Source organism: Yinghuangia seranimata (assembly GCF_029953285.1).
Classification (GTDB): Bacteria; Actinomycetota; Actinomycetes; order Streptomycetales; family Streptomycetaceae; genus Yinghuangia; species Yinghuangia seranimata.
The window spans coordinates 119,745-137,436 of sequence record NZ_JASAOI010000050.1 but is presented as its reverse complement, the minus strand read 5'-3'; the positions used below and the strand labels follow the sequence as shown (position 1 = coordinate 137,436).

Annotated in this window: 14 protein-coding genes; 5 read left to right on the top strand and 9 right to left on the bottom strand. The window is 71.3% G+C overall.

The window, feature by feature from the left end; genetic code table 11:
* Position 1 precedes the first annotated feature (1 nt).
* The 5 genes from yidC to QI554_RS30485 all read left to right on the top strand — a co-directional run bounded on the left by yidC (position 2) and on the right by QI554_RS30485 (position 5,052).
* Positions 2-1,123, top strand: a complete 1,122-nt coding sequence (gene yidC / locus QI554_RS30505; protein ID WP_281474432.1) for a membrane protein insertase YidC — start codon at positions 2-4, stop codon at positions 1,121-1,123.
* A gap of 128 nt (positions 1,124-1,251) precedes the next feature.
* Complete coding sequence (locus QI554_RS30500; RefSeq protein ID WP_425528082.1) at positions 1,252-1,797, top strand: Jag family protein; 546 nt, start codon at positions 1,252-1,254, stop codon at positions 1,795-1,797.
* 199 nt (positions 1,798-1,996) lie between these two features.
* The gene (gene rsmG, locus QI554_RS30495) at positions 1,997-2,674 is read left to right on the top strand and encodes a 16S rRNA (guanine(527)-N(7))-methyltransferase RsmG (RefSeq protein ID WP_281474475.1); all 678 of its coding nucleotides are present in this window, start codon (positions 1,997-1,999) and stop codon (positions 2,672-2,674) included.
* Positions 2,675-2,872: 198 nt separating this feature from the next.
* Positions 2,873-3,946, top strand: a complete 1,074-nt coding sequence (locus QI554_RS30490; protein WP_425528083.1) for a ParA family protein — start codon at positions 2,873-2,875, stop codon at positions 3,944-3,946.
* Entirely contained in the window at positions 3,943-5,052 is a 1,110-nt protein-coding gene (locus QI554_RS30485; RefSeq protein ID WP_281474430.1) for a ParB/RepB/Spo0J family partition protein, read from the top strand. The genes QI554_RS30490 and QI554_RS30485 overlap by 4 nt, the downstream gene beginning before the upstream one ends.
* Before the next feature lie 78 nt (positions 5,053-5,130).
* Here QI554_RS30485 and QI554_RS30480 read toward each other — a convergent pair whose 3' ends face one another.
* The 9 genes from QI554_RS30480 to murJ form a co-directional block, all read right to left on the bottom strand.
* Complete coding sequence (locus QI554_RS30480) at positions 5,131-6,081, bottom strand: D-alanine--D-alanine ligase family protein (RefSeq protein WP_281474429.1); 951 nt, start codon at positions 6,079-6,081, stop codon at positions 5,131-5,133.
* Between the two features lie 296 nt (positions 6,082-6,377).
* Positions 6,378-7,697 carry an aminotransferase-like domain-containing protein gene (locus QI554_RS30475; RefSeq protein ID WP_281474428.1) on the bottom strand — a complete coding sequence of 440 codons (1,320 nt, stop codon included), beginning with the start codon at positions 7,695-7,697 and terminating at the stop codon, positions 6,378-6,380.
* A gap of 471 nt (positions 7,698-8,168) precedes the next feature.
* Positions 8,169-9,335, bottom strand: a complete 1,167-nt coding sequence (locus tag QI554_RS30470; protein ID WP_281474427.1) for an N-acetylmuramoyl-L-alanine amidase — start codon at positions 9,333-9,335, stop codon at positions 8,169-8,171.
* A 226-nt stretch (positions 9,336-9,561) separates the two neighbouring features.
* Positions 9,562-9,888, bottom strand: coding sequence for a thioredoxin (trxA, locus tag QI554_RS30465; RefSeq protein ID WP_281474426.1), 327 nt, complete (start codon positions 9,886-9,888; stop codon positions 9,562-9,564).
* 59 nt (positions 9,889-9,947) lie between these two features.
* Positions 9,948-10,901 carry a thioredoxin-disulfide reductase gene (gene trxB, locus QI554_RS30460; RefSeq protein ID WP_281474424.1) on the bottom strand — a complete coding sequence of 318 codons (954 nt, stop codon included), beginning with the start codon at positions 10,899-10,901 and terminating at the stop codon, positions 9,948-9,950.
* A 161-nt stretch (positions 10,902-11,062) separates the two neighbouring features.
* Entirely contained in the window at positions 11,063-12,106 is a 1,044-nt protein-coding gene (locus tag QI554_RS30455) for a hypothetical protein (RefSeq protein WP_281474422.1), read from the bottom strand.
* Positions 12,103-12,744, bottom strand: coding sequence for an RNA polymerase sigma factor SigM (gene sigM, locus QI554_RS30450; RefSeq protein WP_281474419.1), 642 nt, complete (start codon positions 12,742-12,744; stop codon positions 12,103-12,105). Before sigM ends, QI554_RS30455 begins: the two co-directional genes overlap by 4 nt.
* Positions 12,745-12,814: 70 nt before the next feature.
* A complete protein-coding gene (locus QI554_RS30445) occupies positions 12,815-14,722 on the bottom strand; it encodes a protein kinase family protein (protein WP_281474418.1) in 1,908 nt (635 codons plus the stop codon).
* A gap of 235 nt (positions 14,723-14,957) precedes the next feature.
* On the bottom strand, positions 14,958-17,615 hold the full coding sequence (gene murJ / locus QI554_RS30440; RefSeq protein ID WP_281474416.1) for a murein biosynthesis integral membrane protein MurJ: 2,658 nt from the start codon (positions 17,613-17,615) through the stop codon (positions 14,958-14,960).
* Positions 17,616-17,692: the final 77 nt, after the last annotated feature.

The window sequence follows — 17,692 nt, the reverse complement described above, 5'->3', positions numbered from 1 at the left end:
CGTGGGGATCCTGAACCCCCTCTACGACGCCGTTTCCTGGATCATCGTCCAGTTCCACAAGCTGTTCGGGCCGATCTTCGGCAACGACAGCGGGTGGGCCTGGGGCCTGTCCATCGTCTGCCTCGTGGTGCTGATCCGGATCTGTCTGATCCCGCTGTTCGTGAAGCAGATCCGGGCCACCCGGAACATGCAGATCCTGCAGCCCAAGATCAAAGAGATCCAGCAGCGCTACAAGAACGACAAAGAGCGCCAGTCCCAGGAGATGATGAAGCTCTACAAGGAAACGGGGACGAACCCGCTTTCGAGCTGTCTCCCCATCCTTGTGCAGATGCCGTTCTTCTTCGCCCTGTTCCACGTGCTCAGCAACGTGGCGAACGGCAAGACGGTCGGCGTCATCAACGAGAGCCTCGTCCAGAGCGCGCAGAAGGCGCACATCTTCGGTGCCCCGCTGGCCGCCAAGTTCACCGACTCCGCGTCGAAGATCGAGTCGCTGGGCGCGAACGTCACGACCGTCCGCGTCGTCACCATCGTGATGATCGTGATGATGTCGGCGTCGCAGTTCATCACGCAGCGCCAGCTGATGGTGAAGAACACGGATCCCACTGCCATGGCCGCGAACCCGTTCGCGCAGCAGCAGAAGATCCTGATGTACGTCTTCCCGATCATGTTCGCGGTGTTCGGCATCAACTTCCCCGTGGGTGTGCTCATCTACTGGCTGACCACCAACCTGTGGACGATGGGCCAGCAGCTGTTCGTCATCCAGCGCAACCCCACGCCGGGCAGCATCGCGTTCAAGGCCCGCCAGGAGCGGCTCGCGGAGAAGGCCAAGAAGCAGGGCAAGGTCCTCACCCCCGAGGGCGACGTCATGGACGCCGCCGAGTACGAGGCGAAGATCGCGGAGGAGAAGGAGCGCGCCGCCAAGCGCGTCCAGCCCACCCGCACCTCGAAGTCGAAGCGGAAGTCCGGCGGCACGCAGGGCTCGCCCGCGCAGCGTCCGGCGGTGAAGGGCTCCACGGCCCGTACGCCTCCGTCGAACGGCACGGCGTCCGGCTCCGCCAACGGGAACCGGCCCTCCGGCGACCGTCCGCAGGCCCCCAAGAACCAGGGACGCAAGAAGTCCTGACCGGGTGCCGAACCGCGCCTCGGGCCCGTCCCGGCCCGTGGGCGTCCCGGTGTGACACCTGGGCCCGACCACACCGCGGTTCGGCCAGTCCGGCCCCCGGAAGACATAAAGCGTTAAGGAGTTCCCCTGTGACGGAAGGCACGACCCCCGCCGTCGAGACCTCGCCGCGGAAAATCAGCCTGACCGCGGAGGACATCAGCCGTCTGGAGCAGGAAGGCGAGATCGCGGCCGACTACCTGGAGGCCCTGCTCGACATCGCCGACCTCGACGGCGACATCGACATGGACGTCGAGGGCGGCCGCGCCTCGGTGTCGGTCATCCCCGGCGAGGGTGAGGACACCGCCGGCGGCGACCTCAGCCGCCTCGTCGGCCGGGACGGCGAGGTCCTGGAGGCGCTCCAGGAGCTGACCCGCCTCGCGGTGCACCGGGAGACCGGTGAGCGCAGCCGCCTGATGCTGGACATCGCCGGCTTCCGCGCGAAGCGCCGGCAGGACCTGGCGGCGCTGGCCACCGAGGCGGTCGAGAAGGTCAAGGAGACCGGCGAGCCGATCAAGCTCAAGCCGATGACGCCCTTCGAGCGCAAGGTCGTGCACGACACGGTCGCCGAGGGCGGGCTGCGCAGCGAATCGGAGGGCGAGGAGCCGCAGCGCTGCGTCGTGGTCCTGCCCGCCTGACCTGAGGGCCCGAACCCCAAACACACACCGTCCACCGTCGTGACCCTGCCTGTGGAAAGGCGGGGTCACGGCCGTTCCTGGGAAGATGTTTCACGTGGAACACGACACAGCGGGTGAAGCGGGCCGGGAGCGTCGGTCGGAGGGCCGGGCGGCGGCCGCGGCGGAGCGTGCCCCCGAGGCACCCGCGGCGGCCGAGCGGCTGTTCGGCGCCAACCTCGGCCTCGCGGTCCGGTACGCCGACATCCTGGCCGACGCCGGGGTGCGCCGCGGCCTGATCGGCCCGCGCGAGGTCGAGCGGCTGTGGGAGCGCCACCTGCTCAACTGCGGCGTGCTGGCCGAACTGGTACCCGAGGGCGCCGTCGTCCACGACGTCGGTTCGGGCGGTGGCCTGCCCGGCATCCCGCTGGCCCTGGTGCGCCCGGACCTCCACATCACGCTGGTCGAGCCGCTGCTGCGGCGCACCACGTTCCTCGACGAGGTGGTCCGCGAGCTCGGCCTCGGGCACGTCACGGTGCTCCGCGGCCGCGCCGAGGAGGTGCGCGGCGAGATCCGCTCGGACGTCGTCACGGCGCGCGCCGTGGCACCGCTGTCGAAGCTGGCCGGCTGGGGTCTGCCGCTGCTTCGCTCGGGCGGGGAGATGTTGGCCCTGAAGGGTGATTCCGCGGCGGCCGAGCTGCAGGAGTCCGAGGCCGACCTGCGCAAGCTCGGCGCCGTCGAGTGGGACGTGGTCCAGGTCGGCGAGGGCATCGTGGATCCGTTGACCACCGTGGTGCGGGTGCGCATCGGCGAGGTCCAGCCGCAGCCGACGCGCGGCGGCCGCAAGAGCACGCGGAACGGGCGGACGGCCCGCGGCGGACGTTCGGGGCGGCGCGGCTGACCCGTCCGTTAGGCAGATGCACTGATTCATAGTGAATTGCCCGGTGTGTCGCGATGATCCATCGCGATCATGCCGGGCATCGTGTTTCACGTGAAACGACGTCCGTGGAAACTGAAGTGGGGGCTCACCCAAACCGGTGGCCCGGAAGCCGTAAAGATCCAGCAGGTTCCCTCCTCACGTACGCATGCGGCCCCGAACATGGCAGGCTCTGTGCATACCGGTCTGCACACCGGTGGCGCGCACGGCGCCGTCGGGGCACTGGCAGCAGAGGAGAGTGGACCGTTGTCGTCGTCCGACGTCACCGCGGAGCCGGTCCCGGCGCCCCGCGATCCGTATCCTCCCGGACTCGACAGCCTCGATCCGGACGACGTTTCACGTGAAACCGAACCGGAGTTGGTCGACGACACGCCGATCGCCCGCGCGGCCCGGCAGGCCGTCGAGACGATGGGCCGGGCCGCCGAGGGGCTGCCCCGACCGGCCGAGACCCGCGTCATGGTCGTGGCGAACCAGAAGGGCGGGGTCGGCAAGACCACGTCGACGGTGAACCTCGCGGCGGCGCTCGCGCTGCACGGCGCGCGCGTCCTCGTCGTGGACCTCGATCCGCAGGGCAACGCGTCCACCGCGCTGGGGATAGACCACCACGCGAGCGTGCCGTCCATCTACGACGTGCTCGTCGAGGGCAAGGACCTGGCCGAGGTCGTGCAGCCGGTGGTGGACGTCGAGGGGCTGTTCTGCGCGCCCGCGACGATCGACCTGGCCGGCGCCGAAATCGAACTCGTCTCGCTGGTGGCCCGGGAGAGCCGGCTGCAGCGCGCCATCGACGCGTACGAGCAGCCGCTCGACTACATCCTCATCGACTGCCCGCCGTCGCTCGGCCTGCTCACCGTCAACGCGCTCGTCGCGGGGCGCGAGGTGGTCATCCCGATCCAGTGCGAGTACTACGCGCTGGAAGGACTCGGCCAGTTGCTCCGCAACGTCGAGCTCGTGCGCGGCCACCTCAACCCGAGGCTGCACGTCTCCACGATCCTGCTCACGATGTACGACGCGCGTACCCGGCTGGCCTCACAGGTCGCCCAGGAGGTGCGTGACCACTTCGCCGCCGAGGTGTTGAACACGTCGATCCCGCGTTCCGTGCGGATCTCCGAAGCGCCCAGCTACGGGCAGACGGTGATGACCTACGATCCGGGATCCAGTGGTGCCTTGTCGTATCTTGAGGCGGCGCGGGAGATCGCGCTTCGTGGAATTGCCGCAGAGGCGAAGGGGGCACAGTGAGCGCTCGTAGAGGACTGGGGCCGCGGGGGCTCGCATCGCTGATCCCCTCCGCCGAGGACGGATCAGGGGCGGCTTCGGTATCCGCGCTCACGAGGCCGCTGCCGCAACCGGCGGCCCCGACGTCGTTGCGGGTCACCATCTCGGACCCCGCGTCGCCCGTCGGCGTGCCGGTCATCCCCGAGCCCACGCCGGAACCTGAACCTGTCGCGCCCCCGACGGTGAACGGCGCATGGTTCGCGGAGCTGCCGCTCGACGCGATTACGCCGAACCCGCGGCAGCCGCGCGAGCACTTCGAGGAGAAGGCGTTCGCCGAGCTGGTCACCTCCATCACGGAGTACGGCCTTCTCCAGCCGATCGTGGTCCGTCCTCTCGGCGACGACCGCTACGAGCTCATCATGGGCGAACGGCGATGGCGGGCCTCGAGGGAAGCCGGGCTCGATCCGATCCCGGCGATCGTGCGGGACACCGACGACGACAAGATGCTCGTCGACGCGCTGTTGGAGAACCTGCACCGCGCGGAACTCAACGCGATCGAGGAGGCGGCCGCGTACGAGCAGCTCCTCAAGGAGTTCGGCTGCACGCAGGAGGCGCTTGCCGATCGCATCGGGCGCTCGCGTGCCCATGTGACCAACACTCTGCGGCTGCTGCGTCTCCCCTGGGAGGTGCAGACGAAGCTCATTACAGAGACGTCGTTGTCCGCGGGCCATGCTCGAGCGCTGCTCAGCCTCAAGGACCCGCAGGCTCAGATCGAGCTCGCGCAGCGGGTGATCCGCGAGGAACTCTCGGTGCGTTCGGTCGAAGAGATCGTCCTGCTCCGGAAGCTGGAGGAGGAGCGCAACGGCCCGCCGAAGGAGTCGGCGAAGAAGGCCAACACGCCGAGGGCCGGCAAGCACATCTCGCCGGCCATCTCGGTGTTGGCCGAGCGACTCAAGGACCGCTACGACACGAGCGTCAGCATCAACATCGGCAAGGACAAGGGGAAGCTCATCGTCGAGTTCGCCTCGGTGGAGGATCTGGAGCGCATCGTCGCGATGATCGCTCCGGGGGACGAGCGCGCGCTCGCGGAACTCCTGAAGCGCAAGCCGGGCGAAGCGCCACTCGGCTGACCGCGCACGGACACACCGAGGGCCCCGCAGAAGTTCTGCGGGGCCCTTCGTGTTTCACGTGAAACAACGCGCGATGCGTCAGCCGCGCTTCGCCGCCCGGTGCAGCAGTTCGCGGTAGAGGATCCCCGCGTCGAGGCCCGCCGCCGCGATGGCGAGGGGGAGGAGGCTGGTCTCCGTCATGCCCGGGGCGACGTTCGCCTCCAGGAACCACGGGGTGCCCTCGGCGTCGACGATCAGGTCGGTGCGGGACACGTCGCGCAGCCGCAGCACCTGGTGGGCCGTCAGGGCCGCCTGGACGGCCGCCTGAGCGGCTTCCGGGGCGAGCCGGGACGGGGCGAAGAACTCCGTCATTCCGGCCGTGTAGCGGGCCGTGTAGTCGTACACGCCGGTGTCGGGGACGATCTCGACGACCGGCAGGGCGGTCGGGCCGTCGCCGGTGTCCACCACGGACACCGCGACCTCGGTGCCCTCCAGGTACGTCTCGACGAGGGCGACGTCCCCGTAGGCGAACGCGCCGACCATCGCGGAGGACAGCTCGTCGAGCGTGCGGGCGACGGACGCGCCGAGCGCGGACCCTCCGCGGGCCGGCTTCACGAAGAGCGGGAGGCCGAGCCGCGCCACGATGGCGTCCAGCACCGCGCCGGCGCCGAGGTCGCGGAAGGTGTCCTGGGGCAGCGTCACCGAGTCCGGCGTCCGCACGCCCGCGGCGCGCAGCGCGGCCTTCGCCATCGGCTTGTCGAAGGTGAGCCGCGACGCGTCGGGGCGCGATCCGACGTACGGGATGCCGAGCAGTTCGAGGACGTCGCGCACCGCGCCGTCCTCGCCGTACGAGCCGTGCAGCGCCGGGAACACCACATCGGGCCGGTCGGCGGTGAGCGCCGCGAGCAGCCGCCCGTCGACATCCAGCACCTCGACGTCGACGTCGATCGCGCGCAGCGCGTCCGCGATGCGGCGGCCCGAGCGCAGCGAGACGTCGCGCTCGTGGGAGAGCCCGCCGGCGAGTACGACGACGCGGCCGAGGTCGCTCATCCGTGGTCCTTTCGGGAGAGGGGGCATGGGATGGATATACCCCTCGGAACGAGGAAGCGGGGGGAGGGGGTGGACGGCGCGCGGTGTTTCACGTGAAACACCGGCCCGGCGCCACGGGCCGATGACAGGCACCGGCCCGTGGCGGGTCCGTGTTTCACGTGAAACAGCGCATGCCGGGGGAGGGGCCGGCGCGGGCGGGGCCCGGGCAACCCCGGCCCGGGCGCCCCGGCCCTTCCCCCCCCCCCGGCCCGTGGCGGGTCCGTGTTTCACGTGAAACAGCGCATGCCGGGGGAGGGTCAGGCGAGGTCGGGCCCAGGGGCCAGCGTCGTCGGCGATGCCGCGGGCGGCGTCTGGCTCTGCGGCGTCCCGAACATCGTGCGCAGCTCCAGCTCCTGGGTGATGACGCCGGCGAGCCGGCGCACTCCTTCGCGGATCCGCTCGGGCGTCGGGTAGCAGAAGGACAGGCGCATCGAGGAGGCGCCGAAGCCGTCCGCGTAGAAGGCGGTGCCGGGCACGTACGCGACGCGGGCGGTGACGGCGCGGGGGAGCATCGCCTTGGCGTCGAGCCCGGCCGGCAGCGTGACCCACACGAAGAAGCCGCCCGTGGGGTTCGTCCACGTGGTGCCCTCGGGCATGTAGGTGCGCAGCGCGTCGAGCATCGCGTCGCGGCGCTCGCGGTACATCTCGCGGTAGTTCTTGATCTGCGCGCGCCACGGCTGCGTCTCGAGATACGCGGAGACCGTCATCTGCGAGAAGACCGGCGGGCTCAGCACCGACGCCTCGGCCGCGAGCACGAGCTTCTCGCGCACCGCGTGCGGGGCGACCGCCCAGCCGACGCGCAGGCCCGGGGCGAAGGTCTTGGAGAACGAGCCGAGGTACACGACCCCCTCGGCGTCGTCGGCGCGCAGCGCGCGCATCGGCTCGTTGTCGAAGCCCAGCAGACCGTAGGGGTTGTCCTCGATGACGAGGACGTCGGCGGCCCGGCAGATCTCCAGGATCCGGCCGCGCCGCTCGGGGGACAGGCACACGCCCATCGGGTTGTGGAAGTTCGGGATCGTGTAGAGGAACTTGATCCGCCGCCCGCTCGCCCGGACCGCCGCGATGGCGTTCTCCAGGTGCTCGGGCACGAGGCCGTCCTCGTCCATGCCGACGTGCACGACGTCGGCCTGGTAGGAGGCGAAGGTGGAGAGCGCGCCGACGTAGCTGGGCGCCTCGGCGAGGATGACGTCGCCCGGGTCGATGAAGATCCGGGTCACCAGGTCGAGGGCCTGCTGCGAGCCGACCGTGACGGTGATGTCGTCGGGGTGCGCCTCGATGCCCTCGAGACGCATGACCTCGCAGATCTGGCCGCGCAGCGTCTCGTCGCCCTGGCCCGAGCCGTACTGCAGCGCGACGGTGCCGCGCTCGACGACGAGGCGTGCGACGGTGTCCGCGACCGCGTCGAGCGGAAGCGCGTTGATGTTCGGCATGCCGCCGGCGAGTGAGACGACCTCGGGCCGTGATGCCACGGCGAACAGAGCTCGGACCTCGGAAGCCGTCATGCCCGCGGTGCGGGCTGCGTAGCGGTCGACGTAGTTGTCGAGACGGGATCCGGGTTGGCTCTGCGGGACGTTCACGTACCAGCCTCCTTGAGGCGATGCGGGCGGGCACCGAAATGTGCCGTGTCAACGAGTATGCGAAACGGAGTAGCGATCGCGCGCTGTGATTCCGCCGACAGGGTGGCAACCGGCTGCGACGTACAGGCGCATTGGCCGCTCCCGCCGGGCCGGGACTACCATGCGGCGTGGCGTAATCCCCCATTCTGGAGGCCCGGATGCGCTCGGTGCGATGGGTTGTCGCCGGTCTCGGCCTCGGCGTCGTCGGTGGTTTCGTGGGCGGCCTGGTGTCCGCCTCACGACCGGAGACGCGCCCGGACCGTGTCTGGTTGCCGGACGGCCCGGCGGTCCCGCTGCGTGTGCTGACCGCCGCGGCCGACGACGTTTCACGTGAAACACCGACGGCGGTCGGGGAAGGCGCGCTTCCCTGACCGCCGTGTGAGGTGTGCGCGGTGCCGGTGGTGTCCGGCGTGCCCGAGTGACGCGGGCGACTCAGATGAACGCGGGCAGCCGCAGCATCCCGGTCGGCTCGTCCTGCTCCGGCGGCAGGTACAGCCGCTGCAGAGCGACCACGATCGACTCGGCGGCCTGGTCGCGGAACGTCGCCTCGGTGAGCAGCGCGGCGTCCTCGGGATTGGTCAGGTAGCCCAGCTCGACGCGGACGGCCGGCATCCGCGTGCTCCGCAGCAGCGGCCACGCCTTGCCGTGGGTGCGGCAGTCCACCATCCCGGTGCGCGCCACCAGCTCGCGCTGCACGAGGCCGGCGAAGCGCTCGCCGGTGGGGGAGCGGAGCCCGAACCGGTCGCTGCCGCTGCCGTAGTAGAAGGTCGCGACGCCGCGCGCCTGCGGATGGTCGTTGCGGTCCGAGTGCAGCGAGATGACCAGGTCCGCGTCGGTCGCGTTGGCGAACGCCGCGCGCTGCTCCTCGTCGACGAGTCCATCGCCGTCCAGCCCGCGGGTCAGGTACGCCTGCACGCCGAGGGCGGAGAGCCGGCCCTCGAGGCGGCGCGCGAGGTCCCACACGACGTCCGCCTCGGCGAGCCCGTGCGCCACGACGCCCGGGTCTCCGCCGCCGTGCCCCGGGTCGATGACGACGACCTTGCCGGACAGCGCGGGCCCCGAGCGGTGGATCAGCTCGGACTCGCGCATCGCGTGCGGCTGGCCGCCGACCACGGTGCGGGCCAGCCGGTCGAGCGCGCGGAAGGTCGCCGGTCCGCACGTCCCGTCGGCGCGCAGCCCGTAGTTGCGCTGGAAGTCGCGCAGCGCGCGCTCGGTGCCCGCGCCGAGGATGCCGTCGACGCGGCCGCAGTCGAAGCCCATGTCGAGCAGCCGCTGCTGCAGCGTCGCGACGTCGTCGCCGACGATCAGGTGGCTGACCGAGTAGCTGAGCACCCGGTCGCCGAGCCGCCAGCGCGCCTCGTCGAGCTGCCGGTAGGTCTCGGGGCCGACGACCCCGTCGACGGTCAGCGCGCGCTGCTGCTGGAAGTGCCGGACGGCGCGGTCCACGTCGTCGTCGAAGACGGCCTCGTCGCCCCGGTCGGCGTCCACCGGCCCGCCGGGGGAGTCCACCGCGAGCAGACCGAGCAGGGTGAGTTTCGACCTGATCTCGGCTACGGCAGGGCCGGTGTCTCCGCGTCGGTACTGCCGCTGCAGGGTCATGGAACGGAATCCTCCCGAGATTGACGCAACACTCGATCGTACGCGCGCAGAGCAGGAATCAAACGGAACATGGGAAGACCCCGAGCGCTCCCCCGAGCGCGGGCTGCGGCCCCCCACGGCGCCGCATCGGGTATCCCCCCGGAACCCGGAATCACAGACGTCCGGCCCTCTACACGCGGAAAAGGCGCCCCCCGGTTCCGGGGGGCGCCTTCGTGAGCACCCGGGATCAGATGAACTCCGCGAGCTCCTTGAGCATCATCGCCTTGGGCTTGGCGCCGACGATCGTCTTCACGACCTGGCCGCCCTGGTAGACGTTCAGCGTGGGGATCGACATGACCCCGTACTGCGTGGTCACCTCGGGGTTCTCGTCGGTGTTGAGCTTGGCGATGGTGAGCTTGTCACCGTGCTCGGCCGCGATCTGCTCGAGGACCGGGGCGATCTGGCGGCACGGGCCGCACCACTCGGCCCAGAAGTCGACCAGCACCGGCTTGTCGCTCTGCAGCACGTCCTCGGTGAACGTCTTGTCCGTGGTCTTGATGATGCCCGAGGCCATCGGGGGCTCCTTCGTCAGTGGGCGGGAGTGGTGGGGGAGGGGGCGACGCGGCACCGCCGTCAGGCGGCGGCCTCTTCGCGGTGCTTCAGGTCCGTCAGGTACCGCTCGGCGTCCAGGGCGGCGGCGCAGCCGCTGCCGGCCGCGGTGATCGCCTGGCGGTAGATGTGGTCGACGACGTCGCCGCACGCGAAGACGCCGGTGAGGTTGGTGTGCTGCGTCGGGTGCGAGACCTTCACGTACCCTTCCTCGTCCAGATCGATCTGGTCCTTGAGCAGCTCGGTGCGCGGCTCGTGGCCGATCGCGATGAACAGGCCGGTGACGTCCAGGTCGCGCAGCTCGCCGGTGACCGTGTCGCGCAGCTTGACGCCGGAGAGCTTGCCGTCGCCGACGATCTCCGCGACCTCGCTGTTCCACGCGAACTTGATCTTCTCGTTCGCGAACGCGCGGTCCTGCATGATCTTCGACGCGCGCAGCTCCTCGCGGCGGTGGATCACCGTGACCGTCTCCGCGAAGCGGGACAGGAAGGTGGCCTCCTCGATCGCCGAGTCGCCGCCGCCGACCACCGCGATGTGCTGGTTGCGGAAGAAGAAGCCGTCGCACGTGGCGCACCACGAGACGCCGTGCCCGGACAGCTCCTTCTCGTTCGGCAGACCGAGCTCGCGGTACGCGGAGCCGGTCGCGAGGATGACCGCCTTCGCCCGGTGCACGTTGCCCGAGCTGTCCTTGACGACCTTGACGTCGCCCTCGAGTTCGGCCTCGACGATGTCGTCCGCGACGAGCTCGGCGCCGAACCGCTCGGCCTGCTTGCGCAGGTTGTCCATGAGGTCCGGGCCCATGATGCCCTCGGGCCAGCCGGGGAAGTTCTCCACCTCGGTGGTGTTCATCAGCGCGCCGCCGGCGGTGACCGCGCCCTCGAAGACGAGCGGGTTGAGGTCCGCGCGTGCGGCGTAGACGGCGGCCGTGTAGCCGGCCGGGCCGGAACCGATGATGATCACGTTGCGGACGTCGCTCACGCTGGACCCATCCTGCTTCTAGTCGAGCCGACCGAGGGCGTTCGGTTCGGCGTTGCCGGCGGTTGCGGGGCCACCCCGCGAGCTGCGGGGTGCGGCACGTTCCGCTCAACCGATCCTAGGCGCGCGCCATTCCCGCGCTGACCACTACCACACCTTCGTGGTCAGGGCAGCGGTACCGAGATGCGCAACAGGACGTCCGACGGCTGTGCCTTGGCCAGGACGCCGGAGCAGCCGTCCGCGACCACGACGGCGTTCGCGCTGGTGCTGCCCGGCGGTGCGTAGACGAGCAGATAGGCCGTGCGGCCCTCGAAGCGGACCCGCTCCGCCGCCGTCGGCGTCGCCGACGCGTCGGCCGCGGAGGTCACGCACTGCGGGAGCTGCCCCGCCATCGCGGCGGCCGTCGGACTGCCGCTCGTGGCGGGGGCGCCGCTGCCGAACGACGTCGAGCCCGACGTCAGCGACTGGCCCGGGGCGGCCAGGGCACGCACCCGGTCCGGGACGCCAGCGCGTTCCAGCGCGCGCGGCGAGGCGGCCGGGCCCGTCGGGGCCGGCGGGACCGCAAACGTCCCGTCGGGGGCCAAGGACTTGGGCGTCGCCTGCGGAGCGGCCGGGGGTACCCCCGCCGCTCCCGCGCCGCCCTCGGTCCTGACCGCGGACCGGTCGGCGCCTGCCGCGGGCTTGGACGCGGTCTTGTCGTTCGAGGACCCGACGCCGTTGCGGGCGATGACCCCGACACCCACCGCCATGGCGGCCACCGCCGCCGCGGCCAGCAGCAGGCCCGCACGGCGGCGCGGCCGGTGTGGGCGCACGGGTTCCAGGCGCTCGGGGTGCGCGAGCGGCACCACCGGCGCGACGCTCGGCCGCGGCGGCGGACCGGACTGCTGACGCGGCACCGAGGGAGCGGACGGCAGCGGTGTGACGGTGGCGAGCGGCGCCTCGGGCCCGGCGTCCTCCGCCGCGGCCTCGGCGAGCGCCGCCTCGATCCGCGCGAACACGTCGTCCGGCATGGGCTCGTCGGGCTGGCCGCGCAGCAGCGCCGCGACCTCGGCCAGCGCCTCGTACGTCTCACGGCACTCGGCGCACGCGGCCAGATGCGCACGCGCCTCGGCGGCCCGGGCGTCGTCCAGGAGGTCTTCGGTGAGGTCGGAGAGGACGTCGACATCCACGTGCCCGTCCGGGCCCACCACAGGGTTCGTTGCGGTCATCGCGTCACACCTCCGTCCTGGTGCGCGGTCCCGTCGTCCGTCGGTCTGACGGGCGGCCCGGCGACTCGGTTCCCTTCCCGCATGTGCCGCACGAGGGGCAGGAGCCGGGCCCGGCCGCGGGCGCACCTGCTCTTGATCGTCCCGGGCGCCACCTCGAGGACCCGCGCGGCCTCGTCGACCGAGTAGCCCTCCATGTCGACGAGCACCAGCGCCGCCCGCTGTTCCGGCGGCAGCGTCGCCAGTGCGGCCAGCACCTGCCGGCGGGTCTCCCCGCGCACTGCGGGGTCCTCGCCGACGGGGGCGGGCAACCGCTGGTCGAGATCGTCCGGCAACGGCACGGCCGGCCGGGAGGCCTTCCGACGGGCCCGGTCCAGGCAGGCGTTCACCACGATGCGATGCAGCCACGTTGTGACGGCCGAGCGGCCCTCGAAGCGGTCGGCGGCCCGGTAGGCCGACACGAGGGCGTCCTGGAGGGCGTCAGCGGCCTCCTCGCGGTCGCCGAGCGTCCGCAGGGCGACGGCCCAGAGCCGGTCGCGGTGACGGCGTATCAGCTCGCCGAACGCCTGGGCGTCGCCGGAGGCGTGCAGCGTGAGCAGATCGGCGTCGCCGACGTCGGCGTACGCGGACTCCGTGCTCATGCTCACCCCCCGACGGCCGTGGCTTTCCGGGGGTCATCCTGGCACGGCGGGAGTAGCGACGTGACGGGGATCAGCTGGTGAATCGGATCTCGGTGATGCCGGTCTTGAGGCCGACGCCGCCGTTGCTGTCGCCGAACACCCGGGCCAGATCGGTGAACCAGATCAACACGTATTGGGACTTGACCGGCTTTTCGGCGGTGACCGTGACGGTCTTGCCCGACCCGGACTGACCGGTGCCGAGCACCGTGGAGAAGCTGTTCTGCGTGCCCTTCTTGGTGACGTCCGGGAGAGCTGTGCCGGCCGGGAGCGCGCGGACCTCGAACGTGGTGCCGGGATCGCCGAACAGGAGGTCGACGTTCACCGAGCGGACGTCGACCGGCGCGCCGAAGTCGTAGACGATGCCGACGCCGTCGCGGTAGGGCTGCAAGTGGGTGTCGGAGTAGGTCTTGGTCCGCCACGTCGTGTCTGGGTTGCCGTCGAACGTCAAGCGGGGGTTGGTTTCACCCCTGGCCTCGCCCTGCGGGTCGAACTCGATCCCACGCTTGATCTCCAGCGGCGTGTTGGGCGCCGGCACCGGCGCGGGGGCCTGCGGGCTCGAAGGCTGCCCGCCCGATGCCGAAGGCGAAGGCGCGGCCTCGTCCTTCTTGTTCACGTGCGCGGCGATCTGCCACGTCGCCAAAACCACCGCCACCAGGACGATGATCGCGACGACGACCTTCAGCAGTCGGCCGAAGCCGCCGCCGAGCGCGGGCGGCGGGGCCGTGTGGAAGCCCGTCGGGGTGCTGGGCGGGGGGCCGCCGACGAGGCCCTTCGGGGAGAGCACCGCCGTCGGGGTGTACTCGTCGTCGAACTGGGCCCCGGCGGCACTGACCACGGGGTCGGGCTCCGGCGGCAGGACGGTGGGTATCGCCGCGATCGCCGCGACGACGTCCTCCGGTGCCTCGAACGGCGGCTGGTGCTTGTACTCGTAGCCCAGCGCCCGCATCGCGACGGCCTCCAGCGGCCCGTGCACGTGCGCCTTGACCTGTCCCGGCGTCAGGAGCCGGTCGCCGTTGCGCGGGGCCCGAGGGAGGCCGTAGCGCTCCGCCTCGGGCCACCGCCGCGCGAGGCACGCGTACAGCAGCGAGCCGATCGCCCGGGTGTCGTCGAGCGCCGCGTCGGTGGTGTCGTGCCCGTAGAGGGCCGCTTCGACGGACAGACCGACGATCTTGTACTGGCCGGTGTGCATCCGCAGGACGTTCTCGGGGTCCAGGCGCAGGTGCGACAGCCCGGCGCGGTGCGCGACCGCCATGGCGTCGGCGATCGACCGGACCATCTCGTACGCCTCGTGCGGCGGCAGCGGGTTGGTGGCGAGCAGCGACGCGAGGTTGTCGGCGTCGGGCAGCCACTCCTTGACGACGTAGACCAGGCCGTCCTCTTCGGCGGCGTCGAGCACCTGCACGAAGCGCGGGTCGCCCACCAGCGCGGCGGCGCGTGCCGCGGCCATGACGCTGCGGGCGTGGTCGCTGCCGGCCACGACGATGTGGATGCCGACGGCACGCCGGAGTTTCTCGTCGACGGCGCGCCAGGTGGCGCTCTTGCCGTTCGAACTGAGCCTGTCCTCAAGGCGGTAGCGGTCGGCGAAGCGCGTGCCGCGCTCGACGTCCGCGACCGAGCGGCCCTGCGGTACGGGCTCGGGATCGGGCCGCGGTTCGGGCTTGGCCTGCGTGGGCTCGTCGGGTTCTTCGGCTTTGGCGTGCATGCCGGTGTCGTCGTCCGCCCGTGTCTCGTCCGGGACTTCGCCTGAGGCTTCCGCGGCGTCCGGGGCGTCGGCCGCCGGTGTCCCCGTGGGTTCGTCGGTGACCGAGTCCGTCGCGACGGTCTCCACCGTGACGTCCGACGCCTTTGCGTCGTTGTCCTTCGTGGAGGGGTCGACGGTGGTGGAGCCGGAAGGATCGTCCGCCATCAGGTGGACGGAGCCTGCGGTTCGGTCCGTCACCGTGTACTCACCCTCCTCGTAGCCCCGCCCCATCGTACGAGCGGTCGCAGGGCGCCCCTGGTCGTGTCCCGAGCAGTACTACCCGATTCCGCTTCGGGACACCGTCCGTATGCCCCATCGTGATCCATACCACGGATTTCCGCTCGTTGGACCGCGATGTCGACTCGTACTCACCACTTGTGTCCGGTGAACCACCATCGTCTCATCCGACGCATGAGACGGGGAGGAGGTTCCGTCAGCGGCCGAGTCGGCCCTTCACCATTCCGGTCATCGCTGACAGTTCCTCGATGCGCATGCGGCTCGCCGCGATGAGGAACACCACGAACATGACCACGAGTCCGGCGAGTACGGCGGCGAGCGAGCCGCCGAAGTTGCTGCCGAGCGCGTTCGTGCAGACGCGGGCGACCGCGAACGCCGCGGCGCCGCCGAGGCCGGCCGCGACGATCAGGCGCGTGTAGGTGCGGGTGACGCGGCGTCCGTCGAGGTCTCCGATGCGCGCCTTGAGGCGGCGCCCGGCGAGCATCACGCCGATCAGGTACGCGGCACCGTACGCGCCGGCCATGCCGACACCGGCCCACTTGGTGGGCAGCGCGACGTACGCGAGCCCGGCCAACGCGGCGTTGCAGGCCGCGACCCACACGGTGTTGAGGAACGGCGTCCGCGTGTCCTCGTACACGTAGAAGCCGCGCAGCAGCACGTATTGGGCAGAGAACGGGATGAGCCCGAGGCCGAGCGCCATGAGCATGTACCCGATCCAGTGCGCGCTGTCCTGTCCGGCGGGCGCGAACAGCAGGCCGCCGATGTCGCGGCCGAGCGCGACGAACAGCACGGCGCACGGCACGATCGCGACCGCCGAGAGCCGAAGGCCCGCGGAGATGTCGTCGCGAACCGACGTGGTGTCGCTGTCCGCTGCCGCGCGGGACATGCGCGGCAGCAGGGCTGCCATGACGGAGACGGTGATGACCGCCTGCGGGAACTGCCAGACCAGCAGGGCGTTGCTGTACGCGGTGAAGCCGACGCCGTACTTGATGCCCTGGGTCTGCGCGTCGCTGTCGATCGCGTTGCCGAGCTGCGTGACGACGAGGTAGCCGGCCTGGTTCGCGAGCACGAACAGGAACGTCCACTTCGCGAGTCCGGCGGCCTTGCGCAGGCCGTGCCCGCGCCAGTCGAAGCGCGGCCGGAAGTGGAAGCGCGCCGCCCGCAGGTACGGGATCATCGCGAGCGACTGCACGATCATGCCGAGCAGCGTGCCGATGCCCAGCAGCCGCGTCTCGTCCGGCGTGATGCGGGAGGCGGTCATGCCGGTGCTGTTCTGCGTGCCGGCGACCCAGATGTACAGGCCGAACGTCGCGATGATGACAAGGTTGTTGAGGACCGGGGTCCACATCATCGGGCCGTAGCGCTCGCGGGCGTTGAGGATCTGCCCGAACATCACGTGCAGGCCCATGAAGAAGATGATGGGCAGGCAGTAGCGGGCGAACGTGGTCGCGAGTTCGAACTCGGCGTCCTGCTTCGCGAGCGAGTTCGCCATTATCCGGATGAGCCACGGTGCGGCGACGACCGCGAGCGCGGTGAGCGCCAGCAGGCCGGTCATCACCAGCGTGAGCAGCCGGTTGGCGTACGCCTCGCCGCCGTCGTCGTCGTTGCGCATGGCGCGCACGAGCTGCGGCACGAAGACGGCGTTGAGCGCGCCGCCGCCGATGAGGATGTACAGCAGCGTGGGCATCGTGTTCGCGACGTTGTACGTGTTCGCGAAGACGGTGGTGCCGAGTGCGGCGGCGATGACCAGGCTGCGGACGAAGCCCGTGATACGGGAGACGATCGTGCCCGACGCCATCAGGGCGCTGGACCGCATCATCCCGGAGAGCTTGCCGCCCTTCCCGCCGCCGGCCGGGATGCCGGCCATGCGCTCCTCGGCGCCGGAGCCGGGGAGCCGGTAGACGGGCGACTGCGAGGGGCCGGGGAGCGGCGCGACGTCGGGTTCGAGCAGGCCGACCGAGGCGGCGGCGGCTTCCGCGCGCTGCTTGCTCTCGTAGCGCTGGTACGCCTCGGTGTACGTCGGCATGCCGATCTCGCCGGTGAGGCCGAGGTGGATGCCGGTGAGCGTCTGGTCCATGAGCCAGCCGCCGGGGCGGTCGTAGTCGCCCCATCCGCCGCCCGAGCCGTAGCCGCCGCCCGAGCGGCCCGAGCCGCCCGATCCTCCCGAGCCCGACGACGCCTGGCGCGGTGCTTCGGGGGCCTCGGCGGCGCCGAGCGGGCCGGGCGTGTCGGGGTGGCCCTGCTGGTAGCCGGCCGCGGGGGCGGACGGCGTGTAGGGCGGCGGGACCTGCGCCGCGGCCTGGGCGTACTGCTGCTGGCCGTAGCCCTGCTGGCCCTGCTGTTCGTAACCCTGCTGGCCCTGCTGGTCGTAACCCTGGCCGCCGTGCTGCTGCTGGGGCTGCCCGCCGTACGGGTCGCCGGCGTAGCCCTGCGGCGCGTAGGCCTGGTGCTGCTGCGCGTACCCCTGGTCGTAGCCCTGCTGGTAGCCCTGCTGCTGGCCGTAGCCCTGCTGGCCCTGCTGCTCGTAGCCGGCCGCCGGGTAGCCCTGGCCGCCCTGGTCGTACGAGGGCGCCTGCGGGGCCTGCGGGGTGGGGGTGAACAGGCCGTCCAGGCCCGCGCCGCCGCCTTCGTCGTCGCGGAACCAGGCGTCCGCGCCGCCTCCGCCGGGCGCGGGCTGCGCGGGCGGGTAGGGGGCGTACTCCTGCGCCGGGTCCGAGTACTGCTGCCCGTATTGGCCGAGGTAGGGGTCGGAGTGACGATCCTCCCGGCGCCGCCGCTCGTACGGCTCGCGCCCGTCGCCCGGGTCGTCCGGGCCGCCGCCGTACGGCTGCCGTTCGTCACGCCGGTCGCTCACGGGAGGTTCCTCGTCTTCCGCTTCGGGTTGCTGGTCGGGTCGGCTTCAGGTGCCCACTTTCTCATCCGGGGCGCTTG

Bases quoted from the DNA above. Each gene is read 5' to 3' on its own strand.
- QI554_RS30490 (WP_425528083.1), top strand. From the start codon at position 2,873: ATGGCAGGCTCTGTGCATACCGGTCTGCACACCGGTGGCGCGCACGGC.
- QI554_RS30480 (WP_281474429.1), bottom strand. From the start codon at position 6,081: ATGAGCGACCTCGGCCGCGTCGTCGTACTCGCCGGCGGGCTCTCCCAC.
- QI554_RS30470 (WP_281474427.1), bottom strand. From the start codon at position 9,335: ATGACCCTGCAGCGGCAGTACCGACGCGGAGACACCGGCCCTGCCGTA.
- trxA (WP_281474426.1), bottom strand. From the start codon at position 9,888: ATGGCCTCGGGCATCATCAAGACCACGGACAAGACGTTCACCGAGGAC.
- QI554_RS30455 (WP_281474422.1), bottom strand. From the start codon at position 12,106: ATGACCGCAACGAACCCTGTGGTGGGCCCGGACGGGCACGTGGATGTC.
- sigM (WP_281474419.1), bottom strand. From the start codon at position 12,744: ATGAGCACGGAGTCCGCGTACGCCGACGTCGGCGACGCCGATCTGCTC.